Genomic DNA, 14,885 nt, shown 5'->3' with positions numbered 1-14,885 from the left:
CGCAAACAGCGCGCGCAACGTGAAAACGGCGCGCGCCGACGGAAAGAATTCAGGAATACATTAGCGAGAGCGTTATGCCCAAGCGGACAGACATCAAGAGCATCCTCATCATCGGCGCGGGTCCGATCATCATCGGCCAGGCGTGCGAGTTCGATTACTCGGGCGCGCAGGCATGCAAGGCGCTGCGTGAGGAAGGCTACAAGGTCATTCTCGTCAACAGCAATCCGGCGACGATCATGACCGACCCGAACACGGCCGACGTGACCTACATCGAGCCGATCACGTGGGAAGTGGTCGAGCGCATCATCGCGAAGGAGCGCCCGGACGCGATCCTGCCGACGATGGGCGGCCAGACCGCGCTGAACTGCGCGCTCGATCTGCACGCGCATGGCGTGCTGGCGAAGTACGACGTCGAGCTGATCGGCGCGTCGCCGGAAGCGATCGACAAGGCGGAAGACCGCCAGAAGTTCAAGGACGCGATGACCAAAATCGGCCTCGGTTCGGCCAAGTCGGGCACCGCGCATTCGATGGAAGAGGCACTCGCAGTGCAGGCGAAGATCGCCGCGGAAACCGGCAGCGGCGGCTATCCGGTCGTGATCCGTCCTTCGTTCACGCTGGGCGGTTCGGGCGGCGGTATCGCGTACAACCGCGACGAGTTCGAAGAGATCTGCAAGCGCGGTCTCGACCTGTCGCCGACGCGCGAGCTGCTGATCGAAGAGTCGCTGCTCGGCTGGAAAGAGTACGAGATGGAAGTGGTCCGCGACAAGGCGGACAACTGCATCATCGTCTGCTCGATCGAAAACCTTGACCCGATGGGCATCCATACCGGCGACTCGATCACGGTCGCGCCGGCGCAGACGCTCACCGACAAGGAATACCAGATCCTGCGTAACGCGTCGCTGGCGGTGCTGCGCGAGATCGGCGTCGACACGGGCGGCTCGAACGTGCAGTTCTCGATCAATCCGAAAGACGGTCGGATGATCGTGATCGAAATGAACCCGCGCGTGTCGCGTTCGTCGGCGCTGGCGTCGAAGGCAACCGGCTTCCCGATCGCGAAGGTCGCGGCCAAGCTCGCGGTCGGCTACACGCTCGATGAACTGAAGAACGAAATCACCGGCGGCCAGACCCCGGCGTCGTTCGAACCGACGATCGACTACGTCGTCACGAAGGTCCCGCGTTTCGCGTTCGAAAAATTCCGCGAAGCCGATTCGCGCCTGACCACGCAGATGAAGTCGGTCGGCGAAGTGATGGCGATCGGCCGCACATTCCAGGAGTCGTTCCAGAAAGCGCTGCGCGGCCTCGAAGTCGGCGTCGACGGTCTGGATGAGAAGACCAGTAATCGCGACGAGATCATCCGCGAGATCGGCGAAGCCGGTCCTGATCGCATCTGGTATGTCGGCGACGCGTTCCGCGCCGGCATGAGCGCGCAGGAAATCTTCGAAGAGACCGCGATCGACCCGTGGTTCCTCGCGCAGATCGAACAGATCGTGCTGAAGGAAAAGGCGCTGGCCGGCCGCACGCTCGCGAGCCTGTCGAAGGAAGAGTTGAAGTATCTGAAGCAGAGCGGCTTCTCGGATCGGCGTCTCGCCAAGCTGCTCGGCGCGAAGCCGGCGGACGTGCGCGCGCGCCGTATCGAGTTGAACGTGCGTCCGGTGTATAAGCGCGTCGACACGTGCGCTGCCGAGTTCGCAACGAAAACCGCGTACATGTACTCGACCTACGAGGAAGAGTGCGAAGCGAATCCGACGAACAACAAGAAGATCATGGTGCTGGGCGGCGGCCCGAACCGGATCGGCCAGGGCATCGAGTTCGACTACTGCTGCGTGCATGCCGCGCTCGCGATGCGCGAGGACGGCTATGAAACGATCATGGTCAACTGCAACCCAGAAACTGTGTCGACCGACTACGACACGTCCGACCGTCTGTACTTCGAATCGCTGACGCTCGAAGACGTGCTCGAAATCGTCGACAAGGAAAAGCCGGTCGGCGTGATCGTGCAGTACGGTGGCCAGACGCCGTTGAAGCTCGCGCTCGATCTCGAAGCGAACGGCGTGCCGATCATTGGTACGTCGCCGGACATGATCGACGCGGCCGAAGACCGCGAGCGTTTCCAGAAGCTGCTGCAAGACCTCGGCCTGCGTCAGCCGCCGAACCGTACCGCGCGCACCGAAGACGAAGCGCTGAAGCTCGCTGACGAAATCGGCTATCCGCTCGTGGTGCGTCCGTCGTACGTGCTGGGCGGCCGCGCGATGGAAATCGTCCACGAGCCGCGCGACCTCGAACGCTATATGCGTGAGGCCGTCAAGGTATCGAACGATTCGCCGGTGCTGCTCGACCGCTTCCTGAACGACGCGATCGAATGCGACGTGGATTGCATTTCCGATGGCGACGCCGTGTTTATCGGCGGCGTGATGGAGCACATCGAACAGGCGGGCGTGCACTCGGGCGACTCGGCCTGCTCGCTGCCGCCGTATTCGCTGTCGAAGGAGACGGTTGCCGAACTGAAGCGCCAGACGGCCGCGATGGCGAAGGCGCTGAACGTGGTCGGCCTGATGAACGTGCAGTTCGCGATCCAGCAGGTGCCCTCCAAAACAAATGCGGCTGATGGCGCGAAGGACGACATCATCTACGTGCTCGAAGTGAACCCGCGCGCGTCGCGCACGGTCCCGTACGTGTCGAAGGCGACCAGCCTGCCGCTCGCGAAGATCGCTGCGCGCGCGATGGTCGGCCAGAAGCTCGCCGCGCAAGGCGTGACGAAGGAAGTCGAGCCGCCGTACTTCAGCGTGAAGGAAGCGGTGTTCCCGTTCGTCAAGTTCCCGACGGTCGACCCGGTGCTCGGACCTGAAATGCGTTCGACCGGCGAAGTGATGGGCGTCGGTCAGACGTTCGGCGAGGCGCTGTTCAAGTCGCAACTCGCGGCGGGTTCGCGTCTGCCGGAGTCGGGCACGGTGTTGCTGACCGTGATGGACGCCGACAAGCCGAAGGCGGTCGAAGTCGCGCGCATGCTGCACGAGCTCGGCTACCCGATCGTCGCGACCAAGGGCACGGCTGCCGCGATCGAAGCGGCCGGCGTGCCGGTCAAGGTCGTCAACAAGGTAAAGGACGGCCGTCCGCACATCGTCGATATGATCAAGAACGGCGAGATCGCTCTCGTCTTCACGACCGTCGACGAAACGCGCGCGGCGATCGCCGATTCGCGTTCGATTCGCATGAGCGCGCAGGCGAACAAGGTCACCTACTACACGACGATGTCGGGCGCACGCGCGGCGGTGGAGGGTCTTCGTTATCTGAAGAACCTGGAAGTCTATGATTTACAAGGACTCCACGCTCGCCTAAACTAAGGCTTCATACCTGTCCAAGATGTAAGTGCCGCGGTTAAGCGGCGTTCCGCAGGTGCTGCGGCCCGGGTCTGTCCATGGGCGGCGGCTTTCGCGGAATGCACTTAACCGCGGTGATTTTTTTTATGGCCGTTTTTTGCCTCCAGAGTTGTTTATGAGCACTATTCCATTGACGAAGCGCGGAGCAGACATGCTGCGCGATGAATTGCAGCGCTTGAAATCGGTTGAGCGTCCGGCCGTGATCAACTCGATCGCGGAAGCGCGCGCCCAGGGCGATCTGTCGGAAAACGCGGAATACGACGCTGCGAAGGAAAAGCAGGGCTTCATCGAAGGCCGCATCGCCGAAATCGAGTCGAAGCTCGCGGGCGCGCAGGTGATCGATCCGGCGCAAGTGGAAGCGGACGGCCGCGTGGTGTTCGGCGCGACGCTCGAGCTCGAAGACCTCGAGTCGGGCGCGTCAGTCAAGTATCAGATCGTCGGTGACGACGAAGCGGACATCGACCACGGCCTGATCTCGATCAGCTCGCCGATCGCGCGTGCGCTGATCGGTAAGTCGGAAGGCGACGTCGCGTCGGTGCAGGCACCGGGCGGCATTCGCGAATACGAAATCATCGCGGTCAGCTACATCTGAGGATGGCGCCGGTGTCTCTGATGCCGCATCGTTTATTCCGCCTGGTGACGGTGGTGTGGGTCGGTAGCCTGTTGACTATCGGCTACGCGGTTGCGCCCGTGCTGTTCACGTCGCTCGACCGCATGACGGCGGGTGCCCTTGCCGCGCAGCTGTTTCGGATTCAGGGAGTGATTGGCGTCGTGTGCGGTATTTTGCTGCTCGGTCTTGCCAATCTGCTCGTGCGGCGCGGTAGTGGCGTGTATCGCCGCCTGCGCTGGCTGCTCGCCGGTATGCTCGTATGCGTGCTGGTGGGCTATTTCGCGTTGCAGCCGTTCATGAACGCGATGCGCGTCGCGGCGCTCGAGGCTGGCGGCGACGTCGGACATTCCGTTTATGCGACGCGCTTCGGCATCCTGCATGGCGTGTCGAGTCTGTTCTATCTGATCGAGAGCCTGCTAGGTGCTGCGCTCGTGTGGCTGCTACCGGTGCATGTCGGTACCGCGGCCGACGAAGAGGGCGCGCGCGGAGTCACGGGGAAGGTGGCGGGCTGAGGCTCGCGGGTGGCTGGTGGTGTGACGCGGCGCTATGTCCGCCGGTCTATGCCGAACCGATGCCCGCGATGAACTTCATGTTGCGACGAATCGTCGCTATTCCGGCGGCCATTGGCGCTGTTTCGGGCCTTGCGCCCAAGCCCGCCAACGCGCGGTGCGGACCGGTCCGCACCTTCGCCCCGTGTGCTCTTACTTCGACTGATGCGAACGCTTCGCGCTGGTTTGACGCTTCTTCGCGCGCTTGATGTTGCCGCCCTGCGTCACGCGTTCATTGCCGCGCACCAACACCGCTTTCGCTCGCGGCTTGCGCATCGGCACGTCGGTCGGCTTCACCACTTTGACGATGCGCGGTGCGCGGCCTTTGCTCGGCCGGGCTTCTTCAGCTGCCGCTTCACGGGCGCTCGGCAACGCGCCGCGCTTCGCTTTTGCCGCCGGCTGTGCCGATTCTGGCTTCCAGATCACGAGCAACTTGCCGATATGCTGAATCGGTGCCGCGTTCAGCGTGTCGCAGATCTCTTCGTAGATGGCGATGCGCTCCTCGCGCTCATCACCGAACACGCGGATTTTGATCAGTTGATGCGCTGCGAGGTGCACCCTGATTTCGGCGAGTACAGCGTCGGTCAAGCCTTCGGCCCCGACGAGCACGACCGGTTTGAGCGCATGTGCCTGGGAGCGCAACTCGGCGCGTTGGTCGGAAGAGACTTTGAGGGCTGGCATGGAAAGTGGAAGACTCGACTAAAATGGCGGCTCCTGCGCTTTCGTCCGATCGCCGAGCGATTCGGGCGGGTTGATTCAGCAGGGCGCGTCAGAACAACAGAATCGCGGATGGCCGCCAGTCTGGCGGTGGCCGCGCGAATTAACCGCGTATTATCCCCTAAAGCGCGACTTGACGCAGCAATAGTTCAATCTTTAATGGCAAAAAATAAGTTCAATACCGCGTGGCTGCACGACCACATCAACGATCCCTACGTCAAAATGGCGCAGCGGGAAGGCTATCGCGCCCGCGCGGCCTACAAGCTCAAGGAAATCGACGAACAGGACAAGCTCATCCGCCCCGGACAGGTGATCGTCGATCTCGGTTCCTCGCCGGGCAGCTGGAGCCAGTACGCGCGTAACAAGCTCGCCGGCGGCTCGCAACGCAACGCGGAGCGCGAAGGTGGCATCGACGGCACGATCATCGCTTTGGACATTCTGCCGATGGAGCCGGTAGCCGACGTGCACTTCATCCAGGGGGATTTCCGCGAAGACTCGGTGCTGGTCCAGCTCGAAGAGTTGGTCGGCGCGCGCCAGGTAGACCTTGTAATTTCGGATATGGCACCCAACCTGTCCGGTGTGGCGATCGCGGACGCGGCGCGGATCGAGCATTTATGCGATCTCGCGCTCGAATTCGCACAAAATCACCTGAAGCCCGATGGTGCCCTTTTAGTCAAATGCTTTCACGGCAGCGGATATAGTCAGATTGTCGAAAAGTTCAAGCGCCAATTCAAGGTGGTGGCGGCCCGCAAGCCGAAGGCGTCGCGGGATAAATCGTCAGAAACATTTATTTTGGGTAAGCATTTGAAGCGTCTCGCGTAGGGATGCGGCGAGCCGGTTCCATTTCTGCTAATAACTAGCCCGATGCGTCGGAGACCAGCGTCAAGCTGGCCCGCTACCCTATTTCCGTGGTAGTGAAACGCTATGGCAGGGGTCTGCGGACTGGATTAGAATGCTTTCGTGGTGCCGCAAGGCAAATGTAGGCGCCCGTCTAAGTGAAGGAGTGGTGCTTTGAACAACAATATGTTTTCGAAAGCAGCAGTGTGGCTGGTAATCGCACTGGTGCTGTTTACGGTGTTCAAGCAGTTCGACAAGCCCCGTGTCCAGGAAGGCGTTTCCTATTCGCAGTTCATGGACGACGCGAAGAACGGCAAAGTCAAGAACGTCATTGTCCAGGGGCGGAACCTCACGGTCACTCCAGCAGACGGCCAGAAGTACCAGATCGTGTCGCCCGGCGACATCTGGATGGTCGGCGATCTGATGAAGTATGGCGTACAGGTGAGCGGCAAGGCTGACGACGAACCCAATGCACTGATGTCCGTGTTGTATTACCTCGGGCCGACGATCCTGATCATCGGTTTCTGGTTCTACATGATGCGACAGATGCAGGGGGGCGGCAAAGGCGGGGCCTTCTCGTTTGGCAAGTCGCGCGCGCGGCTGATCGACGAGAACAACAACGCAATCAATTTCACCGACGTTGCCGGTTGCGACGAAGCCAAGGAAGAAGTGTCGGAGCTCGTCGACTTTTTGCGCGATCCGCAGAAATTCCAGAAGCTCGGTGGTCGCATTCCGCGCGGCGTGCTGCTCGTTGGCCCGCCGGGAACCGGTAAGACGCTGCTCGCACGCGCGATCGCCGGCGAGGCGAAGGTGCCGTTCTTCAGCATTTCGGGTTCGGATTTCGTGGAAATGTTCGTCGGCGTCGGCGCGGCTCGCGTGCGCGACATGTTCGAGCAGGCCAAGAAGCACGCGCCGTGTATCGTGTTCATCGACGAAATCGACGCGGTCGGCCGTCATCGCGGCGCCGGCATGGGCGGCGGTAACGACGAGCGCGAACAGACGCTGAACCAGATGCTCGTCGAAATGGACGGCTTCGAGGCGAACTCGGGTGTCATCGTGATCGCCGCGACGAACCGTTCGGACGTACTCGACAAGGCGCTTTTGCGTCCGGGCCGTTTCGACCGCCAGGTGTACGTCGGTCTGCCCGATATCCGTGGCCGCGAGCACATCATGAAGGTGCACCTGCGCAAGGTACCGATTTCGAACGACGTCGATGCGGCAGTGATCGCGCGCGGCACGCCGGGTTTCTCGGGCGCCGATCTCGCGAACCTCGTCAACGAAGCAGCACTGTTCGCGGCGCGCCGCGGCAAGCGCATCGTCGAAATGACCGATTTCGAGGACGCGAAGGACAAGATCTTCATGGGTCCAGAGCGCAAGTCGGCCGTGATCCGCGAAGAATCGAAGCGTGCGACCGCGTATCACGAATCGGGCCACGCGGTGATCGCGAAGCTGTTGCCGAAGGCCGATCCGGTGCATAAGGTCACGATCATTCCGCGCGGCCGTGCGCTGGGCGTCACGTGGCAGTTGCCGGAGCATGATAACGAAACGTACTCGAAGGACTATCTGCTCGACCGTCTTGCCATTCTGTTCGGTGGTCGCGTCGCGGAAGAGCTGTTCCTGAACCTAATCAGCACCGGTGCGTCGGACGACTTCAACAAGGCGACCCAGACGGCTCGCGCGATGGTTGCCCGCTTCGGTATGACGGATGCGCTCGGACCGATGGTCTATGTCGACGACGAAAACGACGCTTCGCCGTTCGGCCGCGGCTTCACGCGAACCATTTCGGAAGCGACGCAGCAGAAGGTCGATGCGGAAATCCGTCGTGTGCTGGACGAGCAGTACAATCTCGCGCGGCGCCTGCTGGAAGAAAACCGCGACAAGGTCGAAGCGATGACCGCCGCATTGATGGAGTGGGAGACGATCGACGCCGATCAGATCAACGACATCATGGCCGGCCGTCCGCCGCGTTCGCCGAAGAGTTCGCCGCCGTCGGCAAGCGACGCCTCCTCGGGCGGCAGCGCGGGCACAGAAGTCAAGCCGGGCAGCGCAACCGCGCCGGCCTGATAGGTAGCCAGTAGAAAGTGCGGGCCGGTGTGCTACACACCGGCCCGTTTTGCATTGATCCGTTCAAAGTGAAGCATTGTTACGTGTCGAAAGTCGATTGTTCTTCCGTACCCCTTCCAGAGCCGCTGCAGTGCGGCCGCTTCAAGCTGACGTTTGAACGCCCGTTGGTCATGGGCATTCTGAACGTCACTCCCGATTCCTTCTCCGATGGCGGCTTGTACGCGATGCGCGGCGATGCGCTGCGCCATGCCGAGCGCATGATGCTCGAGGGCGCGGACATTATCGATATCGGCGGCGAATCGACGCGTCCTGGCGCGCCGCCGGTGCCGCTCGACGAGGAACTCGAGCGCGTGATACCGCTCGTCGAGCAACTTCGTGGCGCGAATGTGCCGTTGTCGGTCGATACGTACAAGCCGGAAGTGATGCGCGATGCGTTGAACGCGGGCGCCGACCTGATCAACGACGTCTGGGGCTTCCGCATGCCCGGCGCGATCGACGCGGTGCGCGACAGCGACTGCGGCCTTTGTGTAATGCATATGTTAGGTGAGCCGCAGACCATGCAGCGCGGCGAGCCGCACTATGCCGACGTTGTCAGCGAAGTGCGCCAGTTCCTCGAGGAGCGTGTCGCGACTTTGCAGCAGGCGGGGATTGCGCGCGAGCGAATCAGCGTCGATCCGGGTTTCGGCTTCGGCAAGATCGTCGTCGAGCACAACTACGCGTTGCTTGCGCATCTGCGCGACACGGCGCCGCGCGCCGCGTCGCCATATCCGATCCTTGCGGGCATGTCGCGCAAATCGATGGTTGGCGCGGTGACAGGGCGGCCGGCGCCGGAGCGCGTGGCCGGCAGCATCGCCGCAGCGGTGTGCGCGGCCGAGCGGGGCGCCGCGATTCTGCGCGTACACGACGTCGCGCAAACAGTCGATGCATTGAAAGTATGGGCAACCCTGCGCGACGCTGCCAAGCAGAGCCGCGCGCACGGTTGAGCCCGCAGCCAGATACAGGGAGAACAAATATGGCACGTCGTTACTTCGGAACGGACGGCATTCGGGGCAAGGTCGGCGAAGGCCCGATCACGCCGGAATTCGTGTTGCGGCTCGGCTACGCGGCTGGCAAGGTGCTCGCGGGCGCCGATCAATGGGCGAAGACAGGCGCTCGCCCGACCGTGCTGATCGGCAAGGACACGCGCGTCTCGGGCTACATGCTCGAAGCCGCGCTCGAATCGGGCTTTTCGGCGGCCGGCGTCGACGTGATGCTGGCCGGCCCGATGCCGACTCCCGGCATCGCCTATCTGACGCGCGCGCTGCGGCTTGCCGCGGGCGTCGTGATCAGCGCGTCGCATAACCCGTACTACGACAACGGTATCAAGTTCTTCTCGGCCGACGGCAACAAGCTGCCGGACGACGTCGAGGCGCAGATCGAAGAACAGCTCGAGCTGCCGCTCGCTTGCGCGGCTTCCGAGCAGTTGGGCAAGGCGCGTCGTCTCGACGACGCGGCCGGCCGCTACATCGAGTTCTGCAAGAGCACCTTCCCGGCCGCGTACGACCTGCGCGGCATGAAGCTCGTCGTCGATTGCGCGCATGGCGCCGCGTACGACGTCGCGCCGCACGTGTTTCATGAGCTCGGCGCGGAAGTGATCCCGATCGGCGTCTCGCCGAACGGCTTCAATATCAACGACGGCGTCGGTGCGACCGCGCCGGACGCGCTGGTGCGCGCGGTGCGCGCGAACCACGCGGACCTCGGGATCGCGCTCGACGGCGACGCCGACCGTTTGCAGGTCGTCGACGAGTCCGGCCGGCTGTTCAACGGCGACGAGCTGCTGTACGTGCTGGTCAAGGACCGTATCGCGACCGCCGGCCACGTGGAAGGCGCGGTCGGCACGCTGATGACCAACATGGCCGTGGAGGTCGCGCTGCAGAGAGCCGGCGTCAAGTTCGTGCGCGCCGCGGTCGGCGACCGCTATGTGCTCGAACAGCTTCGTGAACACGGCTGGCAGCTCGGCGCCGAAGGTTCGGGCCACATTCTGTCGCTCGATCGCCATTCGACCGGCGACGGCATCGTGTCCGCTCTGCTCGTGCTGGCGGCGATGCAGCGCAGCGGCAAATCGCTCGCGGATCTGCTCGACGGCGTCACGCTGTTCCCGCAGAAGCTGATCAACGTGCGCATGAAGCCAGGGGCGGACTGGAAGGGCAGCGATACGATTCGTAGCGCGATCAAAGTGGCCGAAGGCGCGCTCGACGGGCGCGGTCGCGTCCTGATCCGCGCGTCGGGCACCGAGCCCGTACTGCGCGTGATGGTAGAGGCGCAGAACGTCGCGGACGCGCTTGAGCATTCGGAAGCGATTGCGCAAGCCGTGCGGGTAGCAACGGCCTGATCTGTTCCCCAACAGGCGGCGGGCGGTGGCGACCGCTTGCTGCCTGACGGTCGCTCCGAGAGCTTCGGCGACCCGCGTGCCATGACCTTCGTCGCCGGCTTCACCCCCAATAAATCCCCACGCTCCAGCCGCCAAAAGGTCGGTGCATCCCGCACCAAAACCTCTCTCCGCACCGAGCGCAAACGTTCGCGCCCCGTCTTTTTCGTCTAACTTGAAGAATGCAATGCAACGAGCATCGCAATCGCGGCAATTTGCCGGCTCCTGTACCTTTCATCGGGTAAGGTGACTGTCACATCTGATTCACGATCAGTCACGTTTTTGTCATAAAGAGACCCTAAGCTTCGCGGTGTTCGAGTTTCCCGCTCACACCACACGCTCACACTCCATTGGAGGTCTCATGAAATTGATGCAAACCGTGTTCGCTGGCGTCGCTGGCGCGCTTTTCGCAATCGCAGCGCAAGCCGCAGACATCACCGGCGCGGGCAGCACGTTCGCGGCACCGATTTACACGAAGTGGGCCGACGCTTATCAGAAGACCGGCGGCGGCAAGGTTAACTACCAGGGCATCGGGTCGTCGGGCGGCATCAAGCAGATCGAGGCGAAGACCGTCGATTTCGCGGGTTCGGACGCTCCGCTGAAGGACGACGAACTCGCAAAGCAAGGCCTGTTCCAATTCCCGACGGTGGTCGGCGGCGTGGTGCCGGCAGTCAACGTGCCGGGCGTGAAGCCGGGCGAACTGGTGCTGTCGGGTGAAGTGCTCGGCGACATCTATCTCGGCAAGATCAAGAAGTGGAATGACCCGGCAATCGTCGCGCTGAACTCGAAGGTCAAGCTGCCGGATCTGGACATCGCCGTGGTGCGCCGCGCCGACGGTTCGGGCACCAGCTTCATCTGGACGAACTACCTGTCGAAGGTCAACCCGGAATGGAAGACGAAGGTCGGTGAAGGTGCGACGGTCAACTGGCCGACCGGTACGGGCGGCAAGGGTAACGACGGCGTTGCGGCATTCGTGCAGCGTCTGCCGGGTTCGATCGGCTACGTCGAATGGGCGTACGCCAAGCAGAACCACATGAACTACGTCGCGATGAAAAACGAAGCTGGCGCAGTGGTTCAGCCGCAGACGGAAACGTTCAAGGCAGCGGCTGCTGGCGCTGACTGGTCGAAGTCGTTCTACCAGATCCTGACGAACGAGCCGGGCAAGAACGCATGGCCGATCGTCGGCGCGACGTTCGTGCTGCTGCACACGACGCAGGAAAAGGCACCGCAAGGCGCGGAAACGCTGAAGTTCTTCGACTGGGCGTTCAAGAACGGCGGTCAGGCTGCGAACGATCTGGACTACATCTCGCTGCCGGAATCGGTCGTGTCGGAAATCCGCACGCAGTGGAAGCAGAAGGTCAAGGATTCGGCAGGCAAGACGCTCGCCGAGTAACAGGCGTAAGCTGGCGCGGTATGTCTGAATCGCGCCTGGTAGCACCCCGGCCGTCCTCGTACGAGGACGGCCTGCGACTTTCACGCGGCACGCGCCGCATGCATCACCGCCCGCCCGACAAGTGTCGTCCGGCAACTGGAAACAGGTCCCTCAGGCTCTCATGTCCGATATTCATTTAGCGTCCGGCACGAGCCGGGCCACTCCGCCTGGCAGCGCGTCGCAGCAAAAAGCGCCTGGCCGCTCCGGCGATGTGATCTTCGGCGGCCTCGCACGCCTTTCCGCGGTCGTCACGCTGCTGCTGCTCGGCGGCATCATCGTGTCCCTGATCATCTCCTCGATGCCGTCGATTCGCGAGTTCGGTCTCGCGTTCCTGTGGACGGCGGTGTGGGATCCACCCAGCAAGCAATTTGGCGCGCTCGTGCCGATCTACGGCACCCTCGCGACGTCGATCATCGCTCTGATCATCGCGGTGCCCGTCAGCTTCGGCATCGCACTGTTTCTGACCGAACTGTCGCCCGCGTGGCTGCGTCGGCCGCTCGGCATCGCGATCGAACTGCTCGCCGCGATTCCGTCGATCGTGTACGGCATGTGGGGTCTGCTCGTGTTCGCGCCGATTTTCGCGGTGTGGTTCCAGAAGCCTCTCGGCGCGGTGCTCGGCGGCATTCCGATCGTCGGTGCGCTGTTCTCGGGTCCGCCGATCGGCATCGGCATTCTGTGCGCGGGCGTGATCCTTGCGATCATGATCATCCCGTACATCGCTGCGGTCATGCGCGACGTGTTCGAAGTGACGCCGGTGCTGCTGAAGGAATCGGCCTACGGTATCGGCTGCACGACGTGGGAAGTGATGTGGAAGATCGTACTGCCGTACACCAAGACCGGTGTGATCGGCGGCATCATGCTCGGCCTCGGCCGCGCGCTGGGTGAGACGATGGCGGTCACCTTCGTGATCGGCAACACCAATCTGCTCGACAATATTTCGCTGTTTTCGCCGGGCAACAGCATCACGTCGGCGCTCGCCAACGAGTTCGCGGAAGCGGACCCGGGCCTGCACACGTCGGCGCTGATGGAGCTCGGCCTGATCCTGTTCGTAATTACATTCATCGTGCTGGCGATTTCGAAAATCATGCTGCTGCGTCTCGAGAAAGGGGAGGGCGCGAAATGAGCGGGCCGTCCCTGAATATGCCGGGCCTGAAGGACCCCGCGACGCTCGAAGCGATGCGCGTGCGTCTGCAAGGGCGCCGTCGGATGACCAACGCGATCGCGCTGACGCTGTCGCTCGCGGCGATGGCGTTCGGCCTGCTGTGGCTCGTGTGGATTCTCTATACGACGCTGCATCTCGGGATCGGCGGTTTGTCGGTCGAGCTCTTCACGCAGTCGACGCCGCCGCCGAACACCGATGGCGGCGGTCTTGCGAATGCGATCGTCGGCAGCCTGTTGCTGGTCGCGCTCGCGACCTTCGTTGGCACGCCGATCGGCATCATGGCGGGCGTCTATCTCGCCGAATACGGCCAGAAGGGCTGGCTTGCGAACCTCACGCGCTTCATCAACGACATCCTGCTGTCGGCGCCGTCGATCGTCATCGGTCTGTTCGTCTACGCGCTCGTCGTCGCGAAGATGGGCCACTTCAGCGGTTGGGCCGGCGTGCTCGCGCTGGCGCTGCTGCAGATTCCGATCGTGATCCGCACGACCGAAAACATGCTGAAGCTCGTGCCGAATGCGATGCGGGAAGCCGCGTTCGCGCTCGGCACGCCGAAGTGGAAGATGGTGCTTTCGATCACGCTGAAGGCGTCGATCGCGGGCATCGTCACCGGTGTGCTGCTCGCGGTCGCGCGGATTGCCGGCGAAACCGCGCCGCTGCTCTTCACCGCGCTGTCGAACCAGTTCTTCTCGGTCGATATGGGCCAGCCGGTCGCGAACCTGCCGGTCACGATCTACAAGTTTGCGATGAGCCCGTTCGCGCAATGGCAATCGCTCGCGTGGGCCGGCGTCTTCCTGATCACGCTCGCGGTGCTGGGACTGAATATCCTCGCGCGCACGATCTTCTCGAACAAGTAAGGGCGGAGTGAATCCGATGAACATGGCAGAAACCCAACTCAATCCGGCCGGGCACGCAACCGCGCCCGCGGGCTCCGACCCCGAACACAGCGCTCACGCTCAAACGCCGTCGCGTCCGAAGATCGAGGTCAAGGATCTCAACTTCTTCTACGGCAAGTACCACGCGCTGAAGAACATCAATCTGCAGATTCCCGAAGGCAAGGTGACCGCGTTCATCGGCCCGTCGGGCTGCGGCAAGTCCACGCTGCTGCGAACCTTCAACAAGATGTACGCGCTCTATCCGGAGCAGCGCGCGGAAGGCGAGATCGTGATGGACGGTGAAAACCTGCTGACCACGCGCCAGGATATTTCGCTGCTGCGCGCGCGCATCGGCATGGTGTTCCAGAAGCCGACGCCGTTCCCGATGTCGATCTACGACAACATCGCTTTCGGCGTGAAGATGTTCGAGAAGCTGTCGCGCTCGGAAATGGACGACCGCGTCGAATGGGCGCTGACCAAGGCGGCGCTGTGGAACGAAGTGAAGGACAAGCTCGGCCAGAGCGGCTACGGTCTGTCGGGCGGCCAGCAGCAGCGTCTGTGTATCGCGCGCGGTATCGCGATTCGCCCCGAAGTGCTGCTGCTCGACGAGCCGTGCTCGGCGCTCGACCCGATTTCGACGGGCCGTATCGAAGAGCTGATCGCTGAGCTGAAGAGCGACTACACGGTCGTGATCGTCACTCATAACATGCAGCAGGCGGCCCGCTGTTCGGACTACACTGCCTATATGTACCTCGGTGAACTGATCGAATTCGGCGACACAGAAAAGATCTTCATCAAGCCGGTCCGCAAGGAAACCGAGGACTACATCACCGGCCGCTTCGGCTGATCCGCCGGGCAA

At 62.6% G+C, this 14,885-nt stretch carries 12 protein-coding genes; 11 read left to right on the top strand and 1 reads right to left on the bottom strand.

Annotated features, from left to right (window positions below; all coding sequences use genetic code 11):
* Nucleotides 1-74 precede the first annotated feature (74 nt).
* From carB to AB4Y34_RS13155, 3 genes are all read left to right on the top strand, one after another.
* Nucleotides 75-3,341 (top strand): carbamoyl-phosphate synthase large subunit, encoded by a 3,267-nt coding sequence (gene carB, locus AB4Y34_RS13165; RefSeq protein WP_176380375.1) that lies wholly within the window; start codon nt 75-77, stop codon nt 3,339-3,341.
* A gap of 151 nt (nt 3,342-3,492) precedes the next feature.
* Nucleotides 3,493-3,969 (top strand): transcription elongation factor GreA, encoded by a 477-nt coding sequence (gene greA / locus AB4Y34_RS13160; protein ID WP_176105537.1) that lies wholly within the window; start codon nt 3,493-3,495, stop codon nt 3,967-3,969.
* A 20-nt stretch (nt 3,970-3,989) separates the two neighbouring features.
* Nucleotides 3,990-4,499, top strand: coding sequence for a DUF4149 domain-containing protein (locus AB4Y34_RS13155; protein WP_368716262.1), 510 nt, complete (start codon nt 3,990-3,992; stop codon nt 4,497-4,499).
* A gap of 189 nt (nt 4,500-4,688) precedes the next feature.
* On the opposite strand, the gene AB4Y34_RS13150 is transcribed toward AB4Y34_RS13155, so the two are convergent.
* Complete coding sequence (locus AB4Y34_RS13150; RefSeq protein ID WP_176380377.1) at nt 4,689-5,216, bottom strand: YhbY family RNA-binding protein; 528 nt, start codon at nt 5,214-5,216, stop codon at nt 4,689-4,691.
* Between the two features lie 195 nt (nt 5,217-5,411).
* Here AB4Y34_RS13150 and AB4Y34_RS13145 point away from each other — a divergent pair, with 195 nt between their 5' ends.
* The 8 genes from AB4Y34_RS13145 (at nt 5,412) to pstB (ending at nt 14,873) form a co-directional block, all read left to right on the top strand.
* Nucleotides 5,412-6,074, top strand: a complete 663-nt coding sequence (locus AB4Y34_RS13145; protein ID WP_176124230.1) for an RlmE family RNA methyltransferase — start codon at nt 5,412-5,414, stop codon at nt 6,072-6,074.
* Nucleotides 6,075-6,263: 189 nt separating this feature from the next.
* Nucleotides 6,264-8,153 (top strand): ATP-dependent zinc metalloprotease FtsH, encoded by a 1,890-nt coding sequence (ftsH, locus tag AB4Y34_RS13140; RefSeq protein WP_013090008.1) that lies wholly within the window; start codon nt 6,264-6,266, stop codon nt 8,151-8,153.
* An 83-nt stretch (nt 8,154-8,236) separates the two neighbouring features.
* A complete protein-coding gene (gene folP / locus AB4Y34_RS13135) occupies nt 8,237-9,136 on the top strand; it encodes a dihydropteroate synthase (protein WP_309235006.1) in 900 nt (299 codons plus the stop codon).
* Between the two features lie 29 nt (nt 9,137-9,165).
* A complete protein-coding gene (gene glmM / locus AB4Y34_RS13130; RefSeq protein WP_176105540.1) occupies nt 9,166-10,524 on the top strand; it encodes a phosphoglucosamine mutase in 1,359 nt (452 codons plus the stop codon).
* Between the two features lie 397 nt (nt 10,525-10,921).
* Nucleotides 10,922-11,953, top strand: a complete 1,032-nt coding sequence (gene pstS / locus AB4Y34_RS13125) for a phosphate ABC transporter substrate-binding protein PstS (RefSeq protein WP_176380380.1) — start codon at nt 10,922-10,924, stop codon at nt 11,951-11,953.
* 160 nt (nt 11,954-12,113) lie between these two features.
* On the top strand, nt 12,114-13,115 hold the full coding sequence (gene pstC, locus AB4Y34_RS13120) for a phosphate ABC transporter permease PstC (protein WP_176380381.1): 1,002 nt from the start codon (nt 12,114-12,116) through the stop codon (nt 13,113-13,115).
* Entirely contained in the window at nt 13,112-14,008 is an 897-nt protein-coding gene (gene pstA, locus AB4Y34_RS13115; RefSeq protein ID WP_013090003.1) for a phosphate ABC transporter permease PstA, read from the top strand. Before pstC ends, pstA begins: the two co-directional genes overlap by 4 nt.
* 16 nt (nt 14,009-14,024) lie before the next feature.
* The gene (gene pstB, locus AB4Y34_RS13110; RefSeq protein ID WP_176124137.1) at nt 14,025-14,873 is read left to right on the top strand and encodes a phosphate ABC transporter ATP-binding protein PstB; all 849 of its coding nucleotides are present in this window, start codon (nt 14,025-14,027) and stop codon (nt 14,871-14,873) included.
* The last annotated feature ends 12 nt before the right edge of the window (nt 14,874-14,885 follow it).

Source organism: Paraburkholderia sp. BR10954 (assembly GCF_040965775.1).
GTDB lineage: Bacteria > Pseudomonadota > Gammaproteobacteria > Burkholderiales > Burkholderiaceae > Paraburkholderia > Paraburkholderia youngii.
The sequence above is the reverse complement of the archived record's forward strand: the minus strand, read 5'-3'. Positions and strand labels throughout refer to the sequence as shown.

What these genes read in the sequence shown, in the direction of transcription:
- AB4Y34_RS13150 (WP_176380377.1), bottom strand. Translation starts at nt 5,216, where the DNA reads ATGCCAGCCCTCAAAGTCTCTTCCGACCAACGCGCCGAGTTGCGCTCC.
- AB4Y34_RS13155 (WP_368716262.1), top strand. Translation starts at nt 3,990, where the DNA reads ATGCCGCATCGTTTATTCCGCCTGGTGACGGTGGTGTGGGTCGGTAGC.
- glmM (WP_176105540.1), top strand. Translation starts at nt 9,166, where the DNA reads ATGGCACGTCGTTACTTCGGAACGGACGGCATTCGGGGCAAGGTCGGC.
- carB (WP_176380375.1), top strand. Translation starts at nt 75, where the DNA reads ATGCCCAAGCGGACAGACATCAAGAGCATCCTCATCATCGGCGCGGGT.
- pstA (WP_013090003.1), top strand. Translation starts at nt 13,112, where the DNA reads ATGAGCGGGCCGTCCCTGAATATGCCGGGCCTGAAGGACCCCGCGACG.
- pstS (WP_176380380.1), top strand. Translation starts at nt 10,922, where the DNA reads ATGAAATTGATGCAAACCGTGTTCGCTGGCGTCGCTGGCGCGCTTTTC.
- greA (WP_176105537.1), top strand. Translation starts at nt 3,493, where the DNA reads ATGAGCACTATTCCATTGACGAAGCGCGGAGCAGACATGCTGCGCGAT.
- AB4Y34_RS13145 (WP_176124230.1), top strand. Translation starts at nt 5,412, where the DNA reads ATGGCAAAAAATAAGTTCAATACCGCGTGGCTGCACGACCACATCAAC.
- pstC (WP_176380381.1), top strand. Translation starts at nt 12,114, where the DNA reads ATGTCCGATATTCATTTAGCGTCCGGCACGAGCCGGGCCACTCCGCCT.
- pstB (WP_176124137.1), top strand. Translation starts at nt 14,025, where the DNA reads ATGAACATGGCAGAAACCCAACTCAATCCGGCCGGGCACGCAACCGCG.